19 protein-coding genes and 1 riboswitch are annotated in these 24,236 nt (G+C 38.0%); of the genes, 10 read left to right on the forward strand and 9 right to left on the reverse strand.

What is annotated here, in order from left to right; genetic code table 11:
• The first annotated feature begins 263 nt into the window (after window positions 1–263).
• Complete coding sequence (locus tag CLV62_RS19570) at window positions 264–1,709, forward strand: ankyrin repeat domain-containing protein (protein ID WP_170120111.1); 1,446 nt, start codon at window positions 264–266, stop codon at window positions 1,707–1,709.
• Window positions 1,710–1,745: 36 nt separating this feature from the next.
• Here the strand turns inward: CLV62_RS19570 and cbiD are convergent, their stop codons facing one another.
• The 6 genes from cbiD to CLV62_RS19600 form a co-directional block, all read right to left on the reverse strand.
• Window positions 1,746–3,563 (reverse strand): cobalt-precorrin-5B (C(1))-methyltransferase CbiD, encoded by a 1,818-nt coding sequence (gene cbiD, locus CLV62_RS19575; protein WP_110312466.1) that lies wholly within the window; start codon window positions 3,561–3,563, stop codon window positions 1,746–1,748.
• Window positions 3,560–4,564, reverse strand: a complete 1,005-nt coding sequence (locus tag CLV62_RS19580; RefSeq protein WP_110312467.1) for an ABC transporter ATP-binding protein — start codon at window positions 4,562–4,564, stop codon at window positions 3,560–3,562. Before CLV62_RS19580 ends, cbiD begins: the two co-directional genes overlap by 4 nt.
• A gap of 458 nt (window positions 4,565–5,022) precedes the next feature.
• The gene (locus CLV62_RS19585) at window positions 5,023–6,060 is read right to left on the reverse strand and encodes an iron ABC transporter permease (RefSeq protein ID WP_110312468.1); all 1,038 of its coding nucleotides are present in this window, start codon (window positions 6,058–6,060) and stop codon (window positions 5,023–5,025) included.
• Window positions 6,057–7,208 (reverse strand): ABC transporter substrate-binding protein, encoded by a 1,152-nt coding sequence (locus tag CLV62_RS19590; protein WP_110312469.1) that lies wholly within the window; start codon window positions 7,206–7,208, stop codon window positions 6,057–6,059. The genes CLV62_RS19585 and CLV62_RS19590 overlap by 4 nt, the downstream gene beginning before the upstream one ends.
• A 1-nt stretch (window position 7,209) precedes the next feature.
• Window positions 7,210–7,911, reverse strand: coding sequence for a precorrin-2 C(20)-methyltransferase (locus CLV62_RS19595; RefSeq protein WP_110312470.1), 702 nt, complete (start codon window positions 7,909–7,911; stop codon window positions 7,210–7,212).
• A 122-nt stretch (window positions 7,912–8,033) separates the two neighbouring features.
• Window positions 8,034–8,308, reverse strand: a riboswitch (cobalamin riboswitch).
• Window positions 8,309–8,401: 93 nt separating this feature from the next.
• Entirely contained in the window at window positions 8,402–9,751 is a 1,350-nt protein-coding gene (locus CLV62_RS19600; protein ID WP_221409262.1) for an ADP-ribosylglycohydrolase family protein, read from the reverse strand.
• 188 nt (window positions 9,752–9,939) lie between these two features.
• Here CLV62_RS19600 and CLV62_RS19605 point away from each other — a divergent pair, with 188 nt between their 5' ends.
• From CLV62_RS19605 to CLV62_RS19645, 9 genes are all read left to right on the forward strand, one after another.
• The gene (locus CLV62_RS19605; protein ID WP_110312472.1) at window positions 9,940–11,115 is read left to right on the forward strand and encodes an esterase; all 1,176 of its coding nucleotides are present in this window, start codon (window positions 9,940–9,942) and stop codon (window positions 11,113–11,115) included.
• Between the two features lie 730 nt (window positions 11,116–11,845).
• Entirely contained in the window at window positions 11,846–12,340 is a 495-nt protein-coding gene (locus CLV62_RS19610; RefSeq protein WP_110312473.1) for a PH domain-containing protein, read from the forward strand.
• Between the two features lie 177 nt (window positions 12,341–12,517).
• Complete coding sequence (locus CLV62_RS19615; protein ID WP_110312474.1) at window positions 12,518–13,084, forward strand: hypothetical protein; 567 nt, start codon at window positions 12,518–12,520, stop codon at window positions 13,082–13,084.
• A 10-nt stretch (window positions 13,085–13,094) separates the two neighbouring features.
• Window positions 13,095–14,420, forward strand: a complete 1,326-nt coding sequence (locus CLV62_RS19620) for a TolC family protein (protein ID WP_110312475.1) — start codon at window positions 13,095–13,097, stop codon at window positions 14,418–14,420.
• Between the two features lie 122 nt (window positions 14,421–14,542).
• Entirely contained in the window at window positions 14,543–15,760 is a 1,218-nt protein-coding gene (locus CLV62_RS19625; RefSeq protein WP_110312489.1) for an efflux RND transporter periplasmic adaptor subunit, read from the forward strand.
• Between the two features lie 50 nt (window positions 15,761–15,810).
• The gene (locus tag CLV62_RS19630) at window positions 15,811–16,554 is read left to right on the forward strand and encodes an ABC transporter ATP-binding protein (protein ID WP_110312476.1); all 744 of its coding nucleotides are present in this window, start codon (window positions 15,811–15,813) and stop codon (window positions 16,552–16,554) included.
• Between the two features lie 123 nt (window positions 16,555–16,677).
• On the forward strand, window positions 16,678–17,898 hold the full coding sequence (locus CLV62_RS19635; protein WP_110312477.1) for an ABC transporter permease: 1,221 nt from the start codon (window positions 16,678–16,680) through the stop codon (window positions 17,896–17,898).
• A gap of 25 nt (window positions 17,899–17,923) precedes the next feature.
• Complete coding sequence (locus tag CLV62_RS19640; protein WP_245904141.1) at window positions 17,924–18,994, forward strand: sensor histidine kinase; 1,071 nt, start codon at window positions 17,924–17,926, stop codon at window positions 18,992–18,994.
• Between the two features lie 7 nt (window positions 18,995–19,001).
• Entirely contained in the window at window positions 19,002–19,700 is a 699-nt protein-coding gene (locus CLV62_RS19645) for a LytR/AlgR family response regulator transcription factor (protein WP_110312478.1), read from the forward strand.
• 107 nt (window positions 19,701–19,807) lie between these two features.
• Here the strand turns inward: CLV62_RS19645 and CLV62_RS19650 are convergent, their stop codons facing one another.
• From CLV62_RS19650 to CLV62_RS19660, 3 genes are all read right to left on the reverse strand, one after another.
• On the reverse strand, window positions 19,808–21,268 hold the full coding sequence (locus CLV62_RS19650) for a glycoside hydrolase family 30 protein (protein ID WP_110312479.1): 1,461 nt from the start codon (window positions 21,266–21,268) through the stop codon (window positions 19,808–19,810).
• Between the two features lie 38 nt (window positions 21,269–21,306).
• On the reverse strand, window positions 21,307–22,743 hold the full coding sequence (locus CLV62_RS19655; RefSeq protein WP_110312480.1) for a glycoside hydrolase family 30 protein: 1,437 nt from the start codon (window positions 22,741–22,743) through the stop codon (window positions 21,307–21,309).
• 85 nt (window positions 22,744–22,828) lie between these two features.
• Complete coding sequence (locus CLV62_RS19660) at window positions 22,829–24,205, reverse strand: DUF5016 domain-containing protein (protein WP_110312481.1); 1,377 nt, start codon at window positions 24,203–24,205, stop codon at window positions 22,829–22,831.
• Between the last annotated feature and the right edge of the window lie 31 nt (window positions 24,206–24,236).

Genomic DNA, 24,236 nt, shown 5'->3' on the forward strand with positions numbered 1-24,236 from the left:
TTTATCAGTTTAAGCTCTTTCTTCTTGGGAATCATAACTGAAAAATAATGGGGATTATTCTTTTAAGTTAATGATTTTCAAGAGATTGAGCAAATAATCAATCGCTTGTTTTATTGATTATAAACATTTTAACTAAACAAATCAGCGGAAAAGTTCAACTACTGATTCGCATTACTACTTTATATTACCTTCTAGCATTTCCAATTACTATGTCTGGCGATCATTTATCTCTGAAACGATATATATTATTTTTATTTTGCTTTTTGTCGATTCATTTATCGGCACAAAAAGAGGCATCTACACTTCTCGATAAAGAGTTGTTGGAGGCTGTTTCCCAAAATCGTATGACAGAAGTGAAACAGAAGTTGACAGACGAAATAGATGTCAATATAACGGATGCATATGGTCGGAGTTTATTAATGTTTGCAGTCATTAATAATAATAAAGAGCTGGCAAGGCTGTTAATAAAAAAAGGAGCCGATCCCAATTATCACATTAATCAAAAAGCAAAACAGAATAGTAATAAAAATGCAGTAGCAATGTTGTTGCTAAAAGGTCGTTCAGTCCTAGATTATGGGATTGCTTCAAAAGATACTTCTATGGTCGATTTTTTGATAGATGCAGGAGCAAAATTAAATATTAAGAATAAGGAGATAAGTAGTACTGTAGCTAAAGCTTCTCTAGATGGGAATATTAAAATGGTTCGTTACTTATTAAGTAAGGGAGCTAAGGTGTCAGATGAAACAGGGGCTTATTTGATTGTTAATCATATTAATAAAGGAGCCGATGTTCTTCATAAGATTACCCCTGTAAATAAGAATACAGACTTTTCTTTGATAAAGATTTGGGACGATTACGGAATACCTACAGATGATGAGAAATTATTACGGCTGACATCGTTTCTAGGTCATACAAGCAAAGAAACAAAGAATGTGAAGAACTATATGGCGGCATATAGAGAATGGCTTAACAAGGAACAAGAGATAATCTCGGAATTACCGGCTGTTATGGAGGTAAAGAATGAGTCAGAACGAGACAAGCTGATAGAAGAAAGTCTGAAAAAACAAGAAGAAAATAGGGAAGGAATCAGGTTAGTACAAGATGAAGCCCAGCGAGAGCATAATCGAACATGGAAATTTATATTTATTGCTTTAGGTATTGGACTCGCTTTCTTTTTACTATCCCATTATTTGACAGTTTATTTGAATTTTCGGTCTAGAAAGCAAAGCAAGCCACCTGCTCCTCCTTATATTCGCCCTAATATAACAAAAGCCTCTTTGCCGTTGAGAAAGGCGGGAGTCATAGATAGAAAATCCAAAAAGAAAAGAGAGAAAAGGACGTCAATAGGGAAACTTCCTATTACAGCTAAAGGGTGGATAAAGGACGATACTACTAAAATCGAAGTTCTTTATCTGACTATCGAAGATATGATTAATCCGATCGGTCTGAAAAATGAGCACGAAAGAGCTGTCAGGGAAATGATCTGGTATATACGCAGATTAGAAAATCTTTCGAATGAAAAGGTTGACAACAGGGTGAACGAACAAGGGCTTGACCGAAAATTAGATTTTCTGTGGCGAAGTATTGACCCTTGTAATGTGCGTGACGTTTATAAACGATCACTCTTTATTCTTGTCGAAAATTATTCGAAAAAAGATAAGCGTGTTATGGCGGTTTTAAACAAGATGAAACGAAGAAGTTGGTCTTGAAATTAAGATTTCCGTTTCTGATATATTTTTCTGTTGTTACTTTATAATTTTACCTTCTTCATCAATCAGAAAAACGGTTAATTCTCCATCGGGTAAAAGTGGGGCACACACTTCGTGACACTTTTGTATAATGAGTGAGAAGAATTTAGCTTCGGGAATAACTTCCCATAATTGACGTGCTAAAGTGATACCTTGGATTGCTCCGATAGTAGAATCAGAACAACTGCTCTGTCTGGCTAAATCTGAAAGAAACTCTTTATTCATTACCACTTTTTTGCTGTGCGTATCCAGTGAACCCTCGGCTAGCTTAACAGCTTTGCCGAGCATAATGCCCATTGTTACGTGCTTGAAGCCCAAATCGGCAGCAATCTTAATAGTTTCACCAATAAAGTTACCGTAGTGAATAAATGCCTGACTGGGTAATTCTGGGTATATCTGCTTCACGAATTTTTCGCTCTTTGCTCCCGAATTGATGACTACACGTTCGCAATACAGTGCTTTTGTTATTCCCATTTCTCTGCGAATAGATCGTATGAAAGCATCCGAAGAAAAGGGCTTTACTACCCCTGAGGTACCGATAATAGATATTCCTCCGATGATTCCTAATTTAGGATTAAATGTACGTTTGGCTATTTCTTCGCCATTAGGTACCGAAATTGTGACATCTAAACCGATGCGTATACTTTGATTGGGGAGTTTATATTGATTGTGGCGAAGTACTTTAAATACTTCTCGTTTTATCATTTTTCGTGGAGTAGCATTGATGGCAGGGCCTCCGATTTCCAACCCTAAACCGGGCAGGGTTACTATTCCGACACCTTTTCCCTGTAAGAAATGTACGCCTCTTTCTGCCTGATTTAATCGTACAGTTGATGTTATTTCCTGTTTGTTAGTTACATCCGGATCGTCTCCTGCATCTTTAATTACGGTACAAGTTACTTCATTATCACCCCAATTCGTTGCTGCAATAGGTATGTATATCCATTCGCCGCTAGGTAAGGTTATGCTTATCTCATCTAAAGGTTCACCTGCAAGTAAAGTGGTGAGAGCGGCTTTAGTGGCTGCTGTGGCACAAGTTCCGGTAGTATATCCTGTTCGTAATTCGAAAAAGTCGGGGATAAGTTTTTCAATCATTTTTCGTAAACCGTTTTCTCCATGCACGGGTATAAAATGAGGAGATAGAGGTGGGCGTTTTACAGCCAATAGAGGAATATTTAATTGTCGGGCAGCTGCAACTTTTTCGTTGAATCCCCCCGATTCGCCACTCTCTTTAGTTATTATAGCCTCTGGTTTCAGTTTTTCGAATAGGGGAGTGTCGTCTTCTCCTTGCTGATAATATATAATCTTTTCGAATGGAAATTTAGCTTCATCAACCAATACTCTCGATTCTTCGCGATCCAATATTCTAAACCAACAATTATGTGATTGCCAGTACGATTTTAATTTCACAATGGTATTTACTCCTGTTAATGCCAGAAGGTTATCTATATTATGTCTTTCGAGGTAGTTTATCGCATCCTCATACGAATCGCACCAAATGATATCTTCGTCGTGTTCGGCGTAGCTTCTCTCGTAACGAACAACAGGAATATTTAATTTCTCGGATACTTTGGCAATGGTTTGATGGAGAACAACTGCAAACGGATGGGCTGCATCTACTAAAAGACGTATGTTTTTTTCTAAGCAGATAGTTTCCATTGCATCTTCATCAAGCGCCCCTGTCAGGCGAATGCCATTTGCACAAACAATCTCTTGCGATTCTCCTTTAGTTGAATAATAATATGACTTTGATGCTTCATCACATACGGTTACAGCATGTCGTCCTTCGGTTGTTCCCCCTAATATAAGTATCATAATTTTAGAGTATCAAGTAATGTTGCTATGCTATAAACTGAGGTGGCTTTTTGAGCCGATTGAAATATTCTAATCTCTTTAGTGTCGTTGCTAACTTCAATATAATCGGTTGATTCTATGTTTCGGGTCGCCAATATTCCGTTGCGAAGCAAAGCTTTGCGAACCATTGAGTACATTTGGCCATGCCCTATCAATTTAATCTGTTTGGTATAAGTATTTTCAATCCGGAATAAACCTGTTTCTTCATCAAATATAATTCCTTTTCGGGCAAAGAATGAGGTAAGATGTCCGTTTAGAGAAAGATCTTCAGGAGTACCGATATTGATGCCTGATTGCTTGTCTATTAACCAGATTTTATCAGCTATCTGAAGTGCCAGTTCTAAATCGTGAGTCGATAAGAATATAGTTTTATTTGTTTGTCGGGATAGTCGGTGAAGGAGTTGCATAATTTCTACTTTACTCGGAAAATCGAGAAATGCGGTTGGTTCGTCCAGAAATATAATAGGTGTTTCTTGTGCCAACGCTTTTGCAATCATCACTTTTTGGCGTTCACCGTCACTCAAAGTATGCACCATTCGCGATGCGAGATCTTCTATTTTTACCATAGATATGGCATTATCTACTATTGCTTTATCTGTGTTGTTAAGTGTTCCCCAAAAACCTGTATAGGGGCTTCTGCCAAGTCCGATTAATTCTCGAGCCGACATGTTTTTTATATCGCACTTTTCGGTAAGTACTACGCCTATTAGTGTAGATAGTTGTTTCTCGGAATAGGTTTCAATTTCCTTTCCCTGAATATTTATTTTTCCGTCCAGTTTGGGTTGGAAAGCCGACAATGTGCGGAGTAAGGTTGATTTTCCGATACCATTTGCTCCTAGTAAACAGGTCAGTTCGCCACTGAATATATCTGCATTGATATCTGATGCAACTGTCTTTCGGTTATTTTTCGTAAGGTAACCGATGGATAGTTTTTTTAATTCTATGGTTTTTTGTTTATTCATGCCAATTTATATTTCTCTTTTTTACTACGCGCAATCAAAGATTGCTTGTATCCCTTTTGCCCAAAGCCGCAAAAGGAATCAAAAAGGCTTTGTGCCCCGTGGTTCGCCTGTCCGACTACGTTTGCGAGCTAAACTAAACCTATTGCCTATCGGCACGTTTAGTTTTACGCTCACCTCACTGGTCTGACAACGGCTGCACCACTCACGGCACTGAGGCTGACGCATGTAATTGGGATATCGTCCGTCAAGCGACCGACCTTGTCGATTGCACAGGGTACCCGTAGGAGGATGAAAGCGTGAAGAAACAAAAGGATATCAGTCTCGAACGTTTTCTTTTGTTTTAGCTTTCGAGTCCGATGCGGGTCGGGCAAAAGGCACAGTCTTGATCTTTTGTTTCGTTTTGCATCAAGGCAAAATGAAAAACAAACCCGATAGGGTGCGTTAGGAAAATAACAGACTTATTCACTAATTTCATTCTTTCTTTTTCCAAATAAAACCGAAATCACAATAGGTGCCCCAATAAGTGCCGTTACCGAATTGATCGGCAATGCACCTTCCATACCCGGCATACGAGCAATCAAATTGCAAAATAGCGACAATGAAGCTCCTGCCAATGTTACGGCAGGCATAAGTATACGGTGATCGGATGTTTGAAATATGGTTCTGCACAAATGAGGAACAGCCAATCCCAAAAATACAATCGGACCACAATATGCTGTGATAATTGCCGTAAGTACACATGAACAAGTAATTACGTATAATCTTGATCGTTTGATATTCAACCCTAAATTGCGAGCGTAACTTTCGCCCAATAACATAAGGTTTAGTGTTTTAATCAACAAGAAAGACAGAGGTATAAGCACTAACATAATACCGGCGAATGTATAAACCTGGTCGCCCGATACTTTTGAGAAACTTCCTAATCCCCAGATAACATATGCTCGTACATCTTCATCGTTACTGAAAAATTTAAGTACACCTATTATTGCATTGGCAATATAACCTATCATAACGCCTATAATAAGGAGAATAACATTGCCTCTTATGCGTTGCGATATAGCTATGATAATCCCCATCACTACAAATGCTCCTACAATGGCAGCAAATGAGATAGCCACTTCTCCAAAAAATCCGACTTTGCTGAGAGCAATGCCGCCTAAACTTCCCGAAAGTAGTATCATAAGGGCAACACCTAGGCTGGCCCCGGAGCTGATACCCAATTCGGAAGGTCCTGCCAATGGATTCCTAAAAACTGTTTGCATTTGCAATCCGCTGATAGCTAAACCTGCTCCTGCAAATAAGGCAGTTATTGTTTGTGGAAATCGCGATTTCCAAATAATGTTTTGCCAGATAAGAGATTCTTCTCCAGTATTCAATATGATATTCCAAATGGAGCGCAAGGGTATTGATATAGTTCCTAAAATGAGATTCAAGAAAAAGAATGCCATAATAGAAACCAATATGATTGTAAATGATGTAAAATGTTTTTTGCTCATTTCAATAGTTCATAATATACAGGCTTGTGATCGGGTAGTAATTCGGGATGAAACGCTTTGATTAAGTCAGCCAAAACAACTTCGGGTTCAACAGGGGCTTTTTCATAAAACGGTTTCTGACGAAGATTGCAGCACACCACCTTTTTTTCTTTAAAGGCTTTGAAATCGGCATAACGTGCATCGCTCTGTTTCATGGCTTCGTACGAATAATCGCCATCGTGACTTACCAGCATTCGCCAGTAGTCTGCATTGGCTCCTTTAGAATATACCGATTCGAAATCCATATTTATGCCGCCGGTTTCAATATTGTCTTTCAGAAAATATTCAGCTCCCGCATCACGGAATTGTTGTGCCAGAAAACTCTTTCCACCTACTACATACCAATTGCCCGAACGCATTTCGCCACTCAATACAATCGGCTTTTTATCAGCTTTTGAAGCCAGGGTAATTAGGTCTTGATATTTCTTCTCTATTTCAGCAAACTGTTGGTTTGCTTGTTGTTCGATGCCCAGAAGCATGGCCGTAAATTTAATCCATTCGGCTTGCCCTAAAGCAGTAGTCTCTTTGTACCCCAGAAAAGTAACTAACGGAATATTCAAATCTTTAATTGATTCATATCCTCCACGTTTGAAGGGTGATACCAATATAATATCCGGATCGAGTGCCATAACCACCTCATTGTCAAAGTTACCTTCGATGCCAATCTGACTTGCCTGTCCGTTTTTGATACGGTCTTTCATCTGTTGGTTGAACAGATAATGTGTGCTTGTCATACCCACTACTTTATCAATAGCATTTAGTTTTATGAAGTTCGATAGTTGAAGTGTAGTCATACAAACTACTTTCTGAACGGGAACTTCTATAACAATATAATCTTTGGGTATACCTTCGTGTCTTTGTCCTCGATTGACAAGTGCATAGTGATATACTGTTTCGTTTTCGTGTTGAGGGTCTTGAATATCAACCAACCTGTAATTGTCGTGATACGAGACATTAAAGCCTTGTGCATATTTCACATCAACATGAACCGAATCGGCAGAGCCGGCAGTAAATAGCGTTCTTTGATTATCAGCCTGTTGGTTGTTTTTACAGGCTGAGAAAAAAAAACAAGTAAATGCAGCAAAATAAATTATTATCGAATTTTTCATTTTATTGATGGATTATCATTAAGGAAAAGTAAGGGAATTTGCGGTCAATTATTTCTTGAGTATCGCAAGTATAATATTCTTTGTTTTTGACACCCACATTTTCGAAGTAATGAAATGTTGCTGTTGGAATTGTAGCAATACACTCCTTTATGGCATCCTGACATTGCGAAACTTTCATGATAACGGCCACCTTACCTGATTCTATCTTGTGAATGAGGTTTTTAGCAGCTATTATTCCCGGAATTACATTCAGTTCTTCCTCCTGTTTTACGATATGTATACCGGCTAAAGCTCCACTGGCAATAAATGCCGGAATGCCTGCAATACGTTCCACAGGAATGCTTAGACTGGTAAGTGTATCAAATATATAATGAATAGACGAATAGAAACCTGCATCGCCTTCGGCTACAATCGCTACCTTCAATCCTTTATGGTATTGTTGTTCTGCTTCTTGTGCTACTTTGTTGTATGCAGCTATTGCCAGAGATCTGTCTTTACTCATAGGCACATGAAAGGGAATTGTCTTTTTGCTGTCGATATTCAACTCTCTCATAATTTCCAAAGCTCTCGACGATATAGCGTCTTCTTTGACAATAGTGGCAGGATAAAAAATGCAGTCGGCAGCCTGTAGAGCCTTTAATCCTTTGAGAGTAATCAAATCAGCTTCGCCCGGTCCTAATGATACAAATGCAATTGGAGACATTTCTCTTTTATTCTTTTATTCGATTATACAATACTCAGAATTAAGAGGATACGAAACATGAAGTCGCCATATGCCAAGCATATTTTGAATATGAATGTTCTTAAGCCTTAACCACGAGCTTTAAACTATATACATATTTGGCAGGTCTTCTGACTTACTCCATCTTTGGAACTCCTTCCCATCTTTTCAGTTAGCAGCTATCAGTTTTCAGTTATCAACAAAGTTGTTGTTCACTGTTTACTGTTTGCTGTTCACTGTTTGTGACAGTGGATCAGTATTATCCAAAGATTGTTTGGCGGAGCTTACAGCAGCGGGTCTGTTCAGGATTTACACCTGATTCCCTTTTCAGCACTTTTCCGTAGATATGGAATTGTGCCACCAAAACGTGTGCAAAAATATGGAATAAAACGAGAATTATTCTGAATTTCAAAGAAAAAATGATTTGCAATTTTATTATTCAGAATCTATTTATCAACTAAAGTATTCTTTTCTATTTCTTTAGAATAACATCTACCGTGCGTTGAGCTAATGATGAGATAGAAACTTCTTCAAAACCCCTTACACCTGAGCAAACAGTATCATTTAGCGGAGCTATCCACTTCTGAGGTATTTGCGAAGCCCCGTTTATAAGCCCGATGATAGAACCAACGGTGGCAGCATTACAATCAGTATCGAAAGCCGACATAATAGCTAAAGCTAAGGTCTTTTCGAAATCTTTGTTTCCATAGAGTAAGGCAAAGCATACAATCATAGCATTGGGTATAGTGTGACACCAATGATGAATCTGCTTTTCATCGAATAAAGTATGAATATGGACAATAACCTGCTCTTCATCCCATCCACTCTTTTTATTGGTTATGACTAAATTAATATGTTTTGCTAAGCGACAATTTGCAGGAGTTTGAGATAATCCGCAGTTTATTATATATTCAATATCGTCCGATGTCATAGCAGCAGCTATCAGGGCAGAAATAAACATTTCGCCATATATACCATTCTTTACATGCGATACCGATGCATCTCTAAATGCCATTTCTGCTGCCATTTCGATATTTCCGGAATTAATATATCCCCAGAAATCGCCTCTGATCTGTGCCCCGATCCATTCCCGATAAGGGTTCCTGTAGATTGCCGATAGTGGTGGAAACTTATACAAAGATAGATTGCGATACGCGATACGTTCGGCGGTATAAGTATGAAGCAGAGGTATATTCAAAAGCCAGCTTTCAGCAACATCGTCAGAGTTGAAATCGTAACCGTAAGTTTCAATAATATTGAGCGAAGCGATGGTATAGTTTATATCGTCATCTTCGGGCATTCGGTTTATATTATTGATCCAGTTTATGGTGATCGGCTTATTTCCAAACAAGTAATATTGGTCTGCAATACCGTGCTTTTCTTTGATGCTATCCTTTATATCCGAAGAGATGTAATCTGTTAATGGATAATTGTTTGTGTCTTTGAATAACTCTTTTATCTGTGACAGCTTCCATCCTTCGATTGGCTGACCCAACAAACAACCCGCACATCTGCCTAGCCATGCCCCATAGATTTTATCAAATAATTTGTCCGATGAAATGTTTTCATAATCCTTTTTATATTCAAAAGCAGGACGGAGCGCTTTTATTTCCTCTAAAGTAGATGGTTCTTTATAAGGAAAAGATTCTTCTATAGGTAAATTGTACATCTGGTCAAGTAAATTTCCTGCTAATTCCTCTTTCTGTAACTCAGAAGCATCCGATTGTATAATCTGATCTATGCGTTGCTGATAACCCTGCATATTTTTACCCTCTTCTTTTGATTGAGAGTATTCGATGGGTAATACTCTCAGATGATCCATTATCAGACTTTTTCTTAGCATGTCGGTATACGATGTTGTATTGTTATGTTACAAAATTAAACTAAAAAGTTTGCCTGATTGCTTTTGTATTACATCTTTTACAGTTGCGTCAATTTTACTCTTCCTAAAAGTATATCTATCAAAAATAAAAACTACATTTGGAAAAATGAATCCTTTAAAATAATAACATGAAACGAATACTTTTTATACTCACTATTTGCTTGATAAGTACAGGGTTACTTGCTCAGCAGAATCTCGATTTCTCGAAAAAAGTAGAGATTATTTCTCCTCAAATCAATTCCGATAATACGGTTACATTCCGATTAATGGCACCTAATGCCAAAGAGGTAAAACTGCAAGGTGATTGGATGCCAAGCGAAGGATGGATTACCAAATTGCAGGATTTGCAGAAAGACGAAACCGGTGTATGGAGTTTTACTACACAAGTATTACCCTCTGATCTTTATAGCTATACCTTTATTGTAGATGGTTTGAAAGTACTTGATCCTAATAATGTATATCAGGTTCGCGATGTAGCTACAGTGATGAATATATTTTTGATCGAAGGAGGTTTAGGTGACCTTTATAAAGTGCAGGATGTACCTCATGGAACTGTTGCACGTTGTTGGTATGATTCGCCAAAGCTGGATAGTCCCCGTCGTATAACTATATATACACCTGCCGGATATGAAGCCGGTAAAGATAAATACCCTGTGTTTTATTTGTTGCATGGTATGGGTGGTGACGAAGAGGCTTGGATGGCGTTGGGACGTGCTTCGCAGATATTAGACAATCTGATAGCACAAGGCAAAGCAAAACCAATGATTGTGGTAATGACTAACGGGCATACAAGTAATACTGCTGCACCCGGTGAATCGTCTAAAGGCTTTTATAAACCCGATATGAGAGCGCCTGACATATTCAGTGGCGACATGGAGGCTAACTTTGGAGACGTTATTAAGTTTGTAGAAAGTAATTACCGTGTAAAAGCAGATAAACAAAACAGAGCTATTGCAGGTCTTTCGATGGGAGGATTCCATTCATTATATATTTCAGCTAATTATCCGAATACTTTCGATTATATAGGGTTATTTTCTCCTGCTATTCTACCTCCTGCAAATGCAGCCTCACCTATGTATGTAGATTTGGATGCTAAATTGAAAACTCAGCAGGATAATGGATATAGTCTTTATTGGATTGGTATTGGTAAAACGGACTTTTTGTTTCAGAATGTGGTTGATTACAGATCGAAACTGGATAGCATGAAGTTTAAGTATCAGTATAGAGAAAGTGAAGGAGGACACACTTGGGCAAACTGGAGACTTTATTTATCTGAGTTCGCACCAATGCTCTTTCAAAAGTAGTTGCAGGCATTTTGTTGTCATACAGAATTTTAATTCGATAATATTAATGTTTCAAGTGGATTTAACTTTATAAATCTTAAAAGATTTAAATTCATACAACAATCCGAACTGTTTCATGTTTATACTATGTACTGTCTTAATAACAGTAATAAAGAGGTCTTTTTTGTATTCCGGTCAATATTTTATGAAGTTCAGCTTTACAAATTTATAGTTTTATATATTTGTGTTAAATAACGTGAAACGTGATATTTTTGAAAATCCTTTTTATAACTTTGTTGTTATATGAGTGTAGATTTCTAGCTATGTAGCGTAGTGAATATCTATTCATCTCAAAAAGAGTTCTTTTACAATTTAAATTATATCTGGAGAAATGATCTATTCGTCGATCAGATGTTTGTCTTTGTAGAAAAAAATCTACTTTAGAAATAATTTATTGTAACTTTATGCCTAATGAATCAAATTTTATATAACTTTGTGCCACAAATCAGAATTATATAAAAGAAAAAATATTTTCAACTAAGAAGTGATATAAATCCTTTTTAGGTTAGTGTTAGTTAGTGTGTTTGTAGGAAGCCCGTGTCGCGAGACAAGGGCTTTTTCGTTTTTATATCAATCCGATTGTTTATTTAGCATGGTAACTTAGTGTATAATCCTTTATTATTTGCTTATTTACCAAATATTTGTTACTTTGTAAAAACGAATAGTCTAAACTAATAATGCCACATAAATTATGACCACCAAATTAAATGTACAGTGGAGTACATATGTAAAATGCATCACTTTTTTAGTTGCTATTATTATAGTAGCGGTAGAAATTGGTATAATCCTCAAGCTGCTACACTCATTTGACTGGCTATTATTAATGGTCGGAATCGCTTTCTTGTTTATTTTTATTTATAATCTGTTTGAAGCACCTGTTTCATTAGAAGTGAATGATTCTCAGATCGTCTTAAATAAAATAACTTCTCAGGTAAAGATTAATTTCAATGAAATCGAAACGATCAGAATATACAAACGTGGCACTTTTGATATAAGGCTTTTTGGAAGCGGAGGTTTTTGTGGGTATATAGGTCATTTTTCGAGTAAAGAAATAGGCAAATACAGAGCCTATGTCGGTAATTATAATCAGGCTTTTCTCATAAAAACAAGGAATAAGAAGAATTATGTTTTAAGTTGCGAAGACCGGGATCTTATTATATCGCGAGTGAAAGCCAAAATCGGCTAATATACTCGCCTCTTTACATCTACATTAATTATTTTATATGCATCACACTGTAAAACTTCGGGTTTTCGGTGTGATTTTCTTTTTGTCGATAGAATTATCCTCTCTGTCGATTATGATTGCTATACTTTGATGCTACCTCTATATTTGGATCAGTAAATAATAAAAAAAGTACTGATTATGAAAAAGATATTTTTAGCTATAGCAACTATTGCAGTCTGTTTGAATTTGTCCGCACAACCTCCGATGGGAGGAGGCAGACCCGGCGGCGGTGGCGGACGTCCTCCAAGAGGAGAGTATTCACAACGTAGTGAAGGAAGCAGCCAGATCGGAATAACCAAACTTCCGGAGATTGAGGGCTTGACAGATCAACAACGTGAAAAACTGGTTAAGGCTTTGACCGATGAGCGAATGAGTGTAATGAAACTTAACCGTCAAAAACATCAGCTTCAAAGAGAAGTTGACAGTATTCCCAATTCAAAAAATGCCGAGAAAAACATCAAGAATATTAATAAAATTGATATAAAAATCCAAGAAGAACAAGCCAAGTATAATAAGAAAATCCGCTCGATACTCTCTGTTGAACAATATGCAATATTCAATGAGAAACGTAACGAAATCGAATTTAGCAGACCCGAAAGAAGAAGCAGACCTGATGGTGAACGCCGTGGTGGGCGTGGCAATCGTCCGGATAGAGAGGGAACACCTCCCAATATGCCTATGAACAGTGATTTTGACAATGAATAAGAAATAATCAATGAAAAGATATTATTGTACAACTGTCCTGACTGTAATCTTCGGTTTGTTTATCGTTGATAGTCTTGTCGCTCAGAATAACTGGACTTTGAGATCGTGCATAGATTATGCCCGTGAAAATAATATTCAGGTACAAAAATCGCAGATTACAGAGGATAGTTATGCCGTAGATGAATTACAATCGAAGGCGGCACTTTTTCCAAGCCTGACAGGGAATGCTACACATGGGTTTTCCAATACTCAGGTTATCAATAACGATGGTCAATATAAATTTAAAGGTTCTCTGATTGGTCAATACTCATTGAATACGAGTTTAACCATTTTTGATGGCAAGCGTAATCTGAACAATATTAAAGAGGCACAATTAAAGAAACAGGCACAAGAGTATAATACGCTCGAAACACAAAATAATATTGAAATTTCGATTACACAGGCTTATTTGCAGATGCTATACGCCCGTGAGGCAATAAAAAACAGCGAGAATATACTCGAATCGACCACGGTACAACTAAAGCAAACTAAAGATTTTCTGGATGCTGGAAGTATTACACGTAGCGAATATGCACAGATTGAAGCACAATACAGTGCAAATAAATACGATGTGGTATTGGCTCAAAACTCATTCGATGATTACAAGCTTCAACTAAAACAGTTGTTGGAATTAGGTCTTGAAGTTGACTTTCGGGTAGAGTTTCCCGACCTGAAAGACGATAATGTGATGCAGATGGTTCCTCAAAAGGAAGACATTTATCGTATTGCTTTAAACATTATGCCCGAAATAGAATACGGAAAATTAGGCGTGAAAATAGCTAACTTAAGTAAAGTGTCTGCCAAAGCCGGATATTTACCCACATTATCGCTTTCGGGAAGTATAGGAACAGGTGATACATATACCCAGTCGCCGTCTTTCTTTACTCAGATCGGGCGAAATTTCAACCAGAATATCGGTCTTACATTGAGTATCCCTATATTCGATAACAGACAAAACAAATCGAATGTCGAAAAAGCGAGCCTCGATATAAAAACTGCAGAACTGGCTCTGTTAGATGAACAAAAAGCACTCTTGCGTACTATTGAAACTTTGTATCAGGATGTCGTTTCGGCACAAAGTAAATATGTGGCCGCTAAAGATAAACTGGAATCATCGGAACTCAGCTATCATCTTGTGGCAGAGCAATATAATCTGGGAGTACGTAATATAGTGGAGCTTACTACCGAAAAGAATAATTATGCTAATGCTTTACAAGAGTTTATACAAGCAAAATATTCAGCCCTGTTAAGTTTGAAATTGCTTAATTTTTATCAGGGAGAAGAAATCAGTATTTAAGGTCGCAGACCTTTTTATTGCTTTGGCAAGTGTAACAAATAGAGCCTGTTACAATTATGAAGTATAGCAATAAATATTTTACATTACTTAATGTTTCATCTCAGACCTTAATGAAAGAAAAAATGAATAAAAAAATAAAGAAATACCTAATTATAGCGGTTGGGATTGTTGTAGCCTGCGGTCTTTATTTCTTCTTACCCGGAAGCAAAAAGTCCTCAACGATTTTGGATACGACAAAAGTAGAACAAGGAGATATATCTACATCGGTAACAGCAACAGGAACTATCGAGCCTATTAAATTAGTGGAAGTAGGTACACAAGTATCGGGGGTAATATCGAAGATATACGTAGATTTTAATTCGGTAGTGAAAAAAGGCGATATATTAGCCGAACTGGATAAGAATCTGCTTAATTCGGAATTAGAAAATGCTCAGGCTAACTTAATGACAAATAAGGTTGAACTGGAACATGAGCAACGAAACTACGATCGCCAGAAAGGTCTCTGGGAAAAGCAGGCAATCAGTAAAGTAGATTGGGAGAATGCTCAAACAACCTACGAAACAGCCAAATATGCCGTTACCTCATCTAAAGCAGCAGTCTTTAAGGCTCAGACTAATCTGGGATACGCAACCATATCGTCAACCATAGACGGAGTAGTCATCTCGAGAGCGGTAGAAGAAGGGCAAACGGTTGCAGCATCATTCAGTACGCCAACCCTGTTCACGATTGCGAATGACTTGACCAAGATGCGTGTGATTGCCAATGTTGACGAAGCCGATATAGGTGGAGTTGTTGAAGGGCAGCGTGTATCGTTTACCGTAGATGCTTATCCCAATGATGAATTTGAGGGCAAGGTAGTACAGGTGCGCCTCGAAGCCACAACAACATCTAATGTAGTAACTTACGAAGTGGTGATAGATGCTCCTAATCCCGATTTGAAATTGAAACCGGGCTTAACTGCCAGTGTGAATATCTATACAATGGAGGAAAAGGATGTTCTGCAAGTTCCATCAAAAGCGTTGCGGTTTATGCCAAATCCCGACCTTTCGAAAGAGATTAAAGATTTAGTTGTGGAACAACCGATAAAAGCCGATCCAAAGAATAAGAATCAGAAAGTAGTGTGGCTTAAATCGGAGAATAAATTATCACCCCGATTAATTACTGTAGGCGTTTCCGATGGTATTCATGTCATGGTTAAAGATGGATTGAATTTAGGGGATGTGATTGTGACAGGTATCTCTCAGAAAGCCGAAAAAGGTGCTGAGCCCGAAGCTCCTGCCGGTAATGGAGAATCGAGCCCTTTCATGCCTAAACGTCCCGGTGGAGGTGGCAGAAGATAAATAAGTAATACGATCGCTGGCGGAAAGGAAGTCAAAATAAAAAAGAAACAATGGCAAAAGAAATAATAAGAGTAGAAGATCTGAAACGCGACTTTGTAGTGGGCGACGAAACAGTACATGCCCTTCGGGGGCTAAGTTTTTCGATCTACGAAGGTGAGTTTGTTACCATTATGGGAACGAGTGGTTCGGGTAAATCTACATTGTTGAATATTCTCGGCTGTCTGGATACTCCTTCGGTAGGCGAATACTATTTAGATGGAGTATCGGTCAGAACAATGGATAAAAACAGCAGGGCTACACTTCGCAACCGAAAGATAGGTTTCATATTTCAGTCATACAATCTATTGGCAAAGACAACGGCTGTCGAAAACGTAGAACTGCCCTTGATGTATAACCCCACAGTATCGTCCAAAGAAAGACACGAACGTGCCATAAAAGCATTGCAGGATGTAGGTTTAGGCGACAGGCTCAATCATAATTCGAACCAAATGTCGGGAGGTCAGCAGCAGCGTGTCGCAATAGCCCGTGCATTGGTTAATGAGCCTGTCATTATATTGGCAGATGAGGCAACCGGAAACTTGGATACACGTACTTCGTTTGAGATACTCACTCTTTTGCAACGAATGCACAAGGACGAAAACCGAACTATTATTTTTGTGACTCACAATCAGGAGATCGCAGATTTTAGCAGTCGTAATATTGTCATTCGCGACGGACGTATCAAGGAAGATACCTATAATAAGAATATACGGTCGGCAAAAGAAGTTTTGGAGGGTTTGCCCAAAGAAAATTAAGGTCTAAGACCTTTTTTATGCTTTGGCAAATATAATAATTCGGAGATAGTTATAATGATAAACATTACATTAAATATCTAATCTTACTTAAAAATAGGTTTCAGACCTAAATCAACGGAAAGAATGAACTTTATCAACTTATTTAAAATAGCACTTCGGGCACTCAGCGGCAATAAATTCAGAGGGTTTTTGACCATGCTGGGTATTATTATCGGTGTAGCGGCAGTTATTACCATGCTTGCCATAGGGCAGGGATCGAAGCGTAGCATACAAGATCAGATTTCTACCATGGGATCGAATATGATAAATATCCGCCCCGGAACAGGTCAGTTCGGAGGAGTGCGTCAAAGTGCTTCGAGTATGCAGACTCTCAAACTCGAAGATTACGAAGCTATTGCCGATCAGGCTCAATATATTTCGGCAGCTTCGCCCGAAGTATCATCTTCGGGGCAGGTGATCTATGGTGCAAACAATTCGCCCACATCTATATACGGAGTTAATCCCTCTTATCTAGATATTCGTAAATATACAGTTGCCCAAGGTGAAATGTTTACGGAGGCAGATGTAAAAGCCTCAGCTAAAGTTTGCCTTATCGGACAAACGGTGGTAGATAACCTTTTTACGAATGGCGAAGATCCTGTAGGACAAACTATCCGTTTCAACAAAATACCTTTCAAAGTAATTGGTGTGTTGACTTCCAAAGGAGATAATACAATGGGTATGGATCAGGACGATCTTGTTTTGGCTCCTTATACAACCGTGCAAAAACGTATCTTGGCGATTACTTATATACAGTCGATATCAGTTTCGGCAGAAAGCGAAGATGCAACCGAAAATGCTATTGCAAGCATAGAAGATATACTTCGTCAGCGTCACAAAATAGGAGCAAATGACGACGACGATTTCAATGTACGTTCACAGAAAGAACTGATTACAATGATGAGTTCTACAACCGATATGATGACTATATTGCTTGCCTGTATTGCGGGTATCTCCCTATTGGTGGGTGGAATCGGTATTATGAATATTATGTATGTGTCCGTTACCGAAAGAACGCGCGAAATAGGTCTGCGTATGTCGATAGGTGCTAAGGGTATAGATATACTGATGCAGTTTCTGATAGAGGCTATTTTGCTGAGTGTTACAGGTGGATTAATCGGCGTGGCGATAGGTATCGGAAGTTCGTATCTGGTGAAAAATATATTATCTTGGCCTATCGATATTGAGGTTTATACTATAGCTTTGTCTTTTGTAGTATGTACGGCTACGGGTATATTCTTCGGATGGTATCCCGCAAAGAAAGCATCAGATCTCGATCCGATAGAAGCATTACGATACGAATAATTACTCTAATATACTTTTAACAGCTATGAGCCTGAAATTTTTCATTAAAATATTTTCGCATATACTCATCTGGTGTATTGTCTTACTGGTGCCTGTGTATATTATGTCTCGTGAGGGTACTTTCGACAATAGACCGTATATATCTTATTTGACTCAGCTAAGTATATTTGCCTTGTTATTTTACGTCAACTATTTATACTTGATAGATAAGTTGTTGTTCCATAAACAGTTTCTGACTTATGTCTGTGTGAATATTGTGCTTATAGCTATGCTGGTCGGTATTCAGACAATAGCTATGGATTTTATTTTCTCGTCACCTTATAATGATACTCCGCCACCTATGGCAGAAAGAGGAGCGGGTGGAAGCCCACGCCGACATAAGCCACCTTTGGGAATGCGTATTTTTACCGATTATCTGCTCATTGTTTTTGTTATCGGGTTGAGTGTTGCCATAAAGATGACTGCTCGCTGGTATCGCGATTCTATTAACTTAGAGAAGGTGAAGAGTACTCAACTCGAAGCCGATCTGAGAAATCTAAGAAGCCAGCTTAATCCTCACTTTCTGTTCAATACACTTAATAATATCTATTCACTGATAATGATAGATCAGCACAAAGCGCAAGATTCGGTTCATCGGTTAAGTAACCTGTTGAGGTATGTGTTGTATGATAACGATCGTAAATTTGTGCCCATCGATAAAGAACTCGAATTTACCCGTAATTATATTGATCTGATGAAGCTTAGGATCAGCTCGAATATTCATCTTAATGTGGTAATCGAGAATAAAGACAGTAAAGATATGGTAGCCTCACTGATGTTTATGACTCTTATCGAAAATGCTTTTAAACATGGATTAAGTACTCAGAAAGACAGTTTTATCGATATAAAAATATTGGTAGAAAAAGAAAAAGGAGTACTTTGTACAGTTGAAAACAGTGTATCGGAATCGAATATGGAGGTACGCAATTCGGGCATAGGATTGGCTAATCTTACAAAAAGACTCGGATTGATTTATCCTCAAAATCATGAACTTATAGTCGAAAGACGAAGCGAAAGCTTTTTTGTATTGTTAAGGATTGATTTTCCTGTAAAATAGAAACAGTATGAAACTACGATGTGTAATAATAGATGACGAGCCTTTGGCGATAGATTTATTGAAATCTTATGCCGGGCAAACTCCGTATCTGGAACTGGTGGCTACTTTTGAGAACCCTCTCGATGCGATGGAAACTCTTCGTGCGGGTAATATTCAGGTACTGTATCTTGATATTAATATGCCACAAATCAATGGACTGGAGTTTTCCAAAACATTATCCGCTTCTACCCGGATCATTTTTACAACAGCATACGATCAGTACGCTATAGATGGGTTTCGCCTTAATGCGTTGGACTACTTATTAAAGCCGATAAGTTATACCGAATTTCTACAGGCATCCAATAAAGCTCTCGAATGGTTTAAACTTGTCGATTCGAATGAAGCTTCGAGCATCTTTGTAAAATCGGGTTACCGAATGGAAAAAATAGAATTAGCAGATGTTCTATATATTGAGAATCAGAAAGATTATGTGAAGTTTCATCTTGAAGGTGTTTTGGAGCCTGTCAGTTCATTGATGAGTATGCAATCGTTGGACGAAAAACTGCCTGCCAAGCAATTTATGCGTGTGCATCGTTCATTTATCGTGAATCTGCATAAGATAAAAACTATAGAGCGTAATTGTATTGTTTTTGGAAAAGAATATATTCCCGTATCGGATTCATACAAAGACAAATTCATGGAATTTCTGAATAAACATTTTTTTTAGTTTTAGCGAGCGTTCATGTGACTCCTTATTTTAAAAAAAAGAACCATCGGAAACGTAAGCTTCCGATGGTTTTCTGCTTGAAAATATGTATAAAAAGAAAAAAAAGGTCAGATTGATTTTTTCCAGATATATGAAACAACAGATTTAGCAGGAACTTCGTGTGTAAACACATTAATACCTTCCGCTATATTTATTTTTTGTGCAGTATCTTCTTCATTCAATAATACTACAGAATACGATCCGTCCGTATTTTCGAATGCAGAATAATAAACCTTAGAAGAAGTATTTCCATCCGCTTTAATTCTTTTTGCACCCGGTTTAATCACTTTCGACAAATGCGCCATGGTATAATAGTGGCTATTGAAAGTCATTGTAGCATAATCCGAAGAATCGATATCTATTGCTCCTAAACAAATATCACATCCTCCGGGACGGAATGGTGCATGTTTATCGTCCAACATAAAGTTCCACATGATAACAGCTTTGTTGAAATTATTGATGGTTCCGATACAAACCTCTCTCATATTCCACATCAAATCTTTACCGAAATCATATCCGTCACCCCATAGTCCGATAGACATTTCTGTAAAATACAGGTTCTTGTCAGGACGGGCTTCATGTATCTTCAACAACTCCGATTTATCGCCACCATATGCGTGGTAAGCTGCTCCGTCAATATATTTGGCTGCTTCTGCATCCTCATAAATTCTCAAAGGATATTGACCTTGATCGGCATTTTCGGGTTTATTTACATCATAATCGTAGTTATGATCATAAACCAGAATCTTTGTTTTGATGCCGTTCTTTTCGAAAGCAGGTCCAAGAGCTGTCTTGATAAAATCGCGTTGTTCTTGCCAAGTCATATACAATGACGCCGAGTTACCTCTGTTAAGCGGTTCGTTCTGAATAGTAATCGATTCAATATTGAAACCTTCTTTTTGCATCTCTTGAAGATACTTTACAAAGTATGTTGCATAATCTTGGTAGTAATCAGGGTTTAACTGACCGCTGGTCCAAGAATCAAAAGGCTTTTTATCTTTTAGATTATCCACTTTCATCCATTTTGGAGGAGTCCAAGGCGATGCCATGATTTTAAGGTTTGGATTGATCGCTAATATTTCTTTCAGAATAGGGAATAAATCGCGTTTATCCAGTTCGTGCATCTCGAAATTTTCGATACCCGGTTTGTCGCAATAGGTGTAATCTTCCAGAGAAAAGTCAGAACATGCAATCGAAATACGGATATAGCTATATCCGAGACCGTTAACAGGATCGAAAGTGTCTTTTAATAACTTTGCCCTGTTTTCGGGAGTCATTTTAAGCAAGTTATAACAGCTTGAACCTGTTATGGCTGCACCAAATCCATCCATTTCCTGATATTTCACACTAGGGTCTAGTGTTATCAGATTGTGTTTGATAGTATCGTTATTGGTTTGCAACAAAATACTATCCTTTGCCATAGTCATTGTTTTGTCAACCGTTGTAATATAAGCGTCTACAAAAGTAGGTTGTTTGCTACATGACATTAACGCCAACGCAACCGAAATTGCTAATAAGGTTTTCTTCATTTGTAAATATTTAGATGATTATTAATGGAATCTGTTACTTATTTGTATACAAAGGATGCAACCGATTGATCGAACAGGCTGTATGTAAAACGCCTGTCGCCTGTACGTACTGTAAATTGTTGATTAGCTCCTGTTTGATTCAACACTACAACCACTTTAGAACCGTCAGGATTAAGGAACGAGCATATTTGCATATTGCTTGGTTTTGTTCCTACAACAGTATGGTTGATTCTGTGTGCTCCTTCCTTAATGAATTTAGAGAAGTGTCCCAACAAATAATACTCTTCGTTTACAGTATAGGTATTATTGTCTTTGATGGTCACAATGCCTCTACAATCCTGACATCCCCCGTTTGTTGTGGTTACAGGGCCATTCGACGAATCGAGTGCTATGTTCCACATCAGGAAGTTTCTTGAACCTTTATTAATGGTAGGCATCAACATCTCCTTCATATAATAAAGCATATTGCCGATAGCATCGTCGGTATTCCATCCGCCGCCCGATTGCTCGGTAAAATATAACGGAACATCAGGATGGGTTCTCAGTAAATTATCCAAATCGGCAGGAGAACCGCCATATCCGTGAAATGCAGCACCGCCTACATATTCTTTGGTTTTAGAATCGTTCAATATTTTGGTCGGATAATCATATCCATCGAAGTTATGATCCCAAATCAGAATTTTAGTAGCAATTCCTGCTTGTTTGAATTTAGGACCCAGATAATCGCGTATGATTTCGTTTTGTTCGTTCCATTCCATATACATGGTAGGGTAAGAACCTATCTCGTGTCGTGGTTCGTTTTGTAGGCTTATTGCATCAATATTTATGCCTTCGTTTTTGTAGGCTTGAATATATTTTACAAAATATTCTGAAAAGTCGTTATATACCGATTCTCCGATTAAGGAACCCCCATACAGGTTTTTATTTTTCTTCATCCAAGCCGGAGCAGTCCAAGGAGTACCCATCAGTTTGATGTTTTTATTCAGAGCTACAATTTCTTTCAATACAGGAAGTAGATCGCGTTTGTCTGTTGCAGGTATAGCAAAATTATTGATTCCGCTTTCGTCACAATAAGTATAATCACCGATTGAAAAATCGGATGAGCCAATCGCTAAACGCAGGTATTTAAGAGCAATTCCGCTTTCGGTAAATAAATCGTCAAGAAGTTTTTTTCGTGCAGCTTCCGACATGTTTTTGATGAGGTAAGCCGATGAGCCTGTCAATGATCCGCCAAAGCCTTCTATTTCTTGCTTACGGTCGGTACTGTCAAGTCTGATGGTGAGATTAGTTATATCACTCGAAAAGTTAAGACTCGCTTGCTTTGCTAACCGTTGCGTACCCGATCTTACTGTCAGGTACACTTCTATCGGTTTGGTATCTGCTTCGGGTTCGGGTGTAGAATCGTTCGAGTCATCCGATGAGCACGATGCCAAAGCAAATAATAGAGATGTGAAAACTACAAAGTATTTTTTCATATTATTGTATTCTTGAAAGTGATATATGCTCTGTCCCTTTTTTACGAAGAACAGAGCATAATAATTTAATATCAATCAATTGTCATTAAGGAAGCGTTACTGCCACTGCAGTTACAACCTTCGTAGCCAGATTTATTGTTATCTTGTAGTTGCCCGATTCTGCATTCGGTGCAGCATACCAGTTACCATCTATATTACCGCCATGTGTTGCAAAGTGGGCTGTACTGTTTATAACGATTGCAGGCAGAGTATAATCATCAGATAATTTCTCATTAGCCCAACCCTTATTCTCATAGAACTTAAAGTTCGCTTTAGTTGCATCAAAATAAACGGTTGCCTGATAGGTGTTGTCTGCTACTTTCTTGAATAGGATAAATTGTTTCACCAGATCAAAACCCCATCCGCTAGTTGCTTCAGGTTTAACTTTAGACGGATAGCCCAAACCTTCCCCGGATGCCACTAATACATTCGGATAATTGGAATCCAGATCTTGCACCAATACATATTTACGTGTAGCACTGTAGTCTAATACCCAAGGACCTGTTTCTCCAAGGAATTTTACTTTGTCAGCCGATATACGCTCAAAATATTCTACATTGAACAGTGCATCCTTAAGATCGCCTGTTAATGTTATTTCCTTATTTTTCTCGATATAGAAACTACCTTCTTTGAAAGTCTCCCCACCTATTGTCGTATCCATAAATACATCGGGGCTCAGGCTTGAGATATTAACCAGATCTTCTCCTAAAAGACTTGTTACAAAGGTATAAGTATCAAAAAGAATGCCTATCGTCGATTTTTTCATGGGTTCCGAAGTTGCAATGTAGCCGCCATCTTCATCCACTATCTGAATAGTTCCGTCTTTCAGTCCCCATACATGACCCGAGAAATCAATTTGCTTATCTGCTGTGATTTTCTCGGCAATTTTATAGCGGATGCTATTTTTCATATTTACTTCGGGCGACTCATATTTATCTGATTTATCGCCTTTAGACGTCAGCGTAATTACCTCTCCGTTGTCTAAAACAAGATACAGGTTTTTGTAATAAGTCCTGTATCCTTTTATACTTTTAATAGAGCTTGCTGTAACATCACCTTCTACATTAATCACATTTACGGAAATTTCCACATCTGCATTATCTGTAAGTTCGCTGATATATGCCGTTTTAAATTTAGCCGAAACTTCGGTGCTGTTACCTTTTGTCCTTAATGTTTGAGTAGCAATAACCCTGTCGTTTACTACCATTCTCATTTCTAACGTGGAAAGAGGCGTTATCGGGTCCGAAACCTTTGCTGTGAAGGTTACCGAGTCGCCATATACAAAGCTGGCAGGATTTATAGTAGCCGATTCTATAACGGGTGTCGAGTGTGGATATACTGTACGCTCATCCTTCTCTTCGCACGACACAAGCATGAATACGGCAAGTAATCCCAGTAATATATTTATATTTCTTATTTTCATTGTAATACGTTTTAAAGTCTAAGACCTATTT

It is taken from the genome of Indolivaga alginatilytica (assembly GCF_003201355.1).
In the GTDB taxonomy this organism is placed as follows: domain Bacteria; phylum Bacteroidota; class Bacteroidia; order Bacteroidales; family Dysgonomonadaceae; genus Dysgonomonas_A; species Dysgonomonas_A alginatilytica.

Excerpts from the sequence above, each read along its gene's own strand:
- cbiD (WP_110312466.1), bottom strand. The coding sequence starts at position 3,563 with ATGATACTTATATTAGGGGGAACAACCGAAGGACGACATGCTGTAACC.
- CLV62_RS19580 (WP_110312467.1), bottom strand. The coding sequence starts at position 4,564 with ATGAATAAACAAAAAACCATAGAATTAAAAAAACTATCCATCGGTTAC.
- CLV62_RS19585 (WP_110312468.1), bottom strand. The coding sequence starts at position 6,060 with ATGAGCAAAAAACATTTTACATCATTTACAATCATATTGGTTTCTATT.
- CLV62_RS19590 (WP_110312469.1), bottom strand. The coding sequence starts at position 7,208 with ATGAAAAATTCGATAATAATTTATTTTGCTGCATTTACTTGTTTTTTT.
- CLV62_RS19595 (WP_110312470.1), bottom strand. The coding sequence starts at position 7,911 with ATGTCTCCAATTGCATTTGTATCATTAGGACCGGGCGAAGCTGATTTG.
- CLV62_RS19600 (WP_221409262.1), bottom strand. The coding sequence starts at position 9,751 with ATGGATCATCTGAGAGTATTACCCATCGAATACTCTCAATCAAAAGAA.
- CLV62_RS19605 (WP_110312472.1), top strand. The coding sequence starts at position 9,940 with ATGAAACGAATACTTTTTATACTCACTATTTGCTTGATAAGTACAGGG.
- CLV62_RS19610 (WP_110312473.1), top strand. The coding sequence starts at position 11,846 with ATGACCACCAAATTAAATGTACAGTGGAGTACATATGTAAAATGCATC.
- CLV62_RS19615 (WP_110312474.1), top strand. The coding sequence starts at position 12,518 with ATGAAAAAGATATTTTTAGCTATAGCAACTATTGCAGTCTGTTTGAAT.
- CLV62_RS19620 (WP_110312475.1), top strand. The coding sequence starts at position 13,095 with ATGAAAAGATATTATTGTACAACTGTCCTGACTGTAATCTTCGGTTTG.
- CLV62_RS19625 (WP_110312489.1), top strand. The coding sequence starts at position 14,543 with ATGAATAAAAAAATAAAGAAATACCTAATTATAGCGGTTGGGATTGTT.
- CLV62_RS19630 (WP_110312476.1), top strand. The coding sequence starts at position 15,811 with ATGGCAAAAGAAATAATAAGAGTAGAAGATCTGAAACGCGACTTTGTA.
- CLV62_RS19635 (WP_110312477.1), top strand. The coding sequence starts at position 16,678 with ATGAACTTTATCAACTTATTTAAAATAGCACTTCGGGCACTCAGCGGC.
- CLV62_RS19640 (WP_245904141.1), top strand. The coding sequence starts at position 17,924 with ATGAGCCTGAAATTTTTCATTAAAATATTTTCGCATATACTCATCTGG.
- CLV62_RS19645 (WP_110312478.1), top strand. The coding sequence starts at position 19,002 with ATGAAACTACGATGTGTAATAATAGATGACGAGCCTTTGGCGATAGAT.
- CLV62_RS19650 (WP_110312479.1), bottom strand. The coding sequence starts at position 21,268 with ATGAAGAAAACCTTATTAGCAATTTCGGTTGCGTTGGCGTTAATGTCA.
- CLV62_RS19655 (WP_110312480.1), bottom strand. The coding sequence starts at position 22,743 with ATGAAAAAATACTTTGTAGTTTTCACATCTCTATTATTTGCTTTGGCA.
- CLV62_RS19660 (WP_110312481.1), bottom strand. The coding sequence starts at position 24,205 with ATGAAAATAAGAAATATAAATATATTACTGGGATTACTTGCCGTATTC.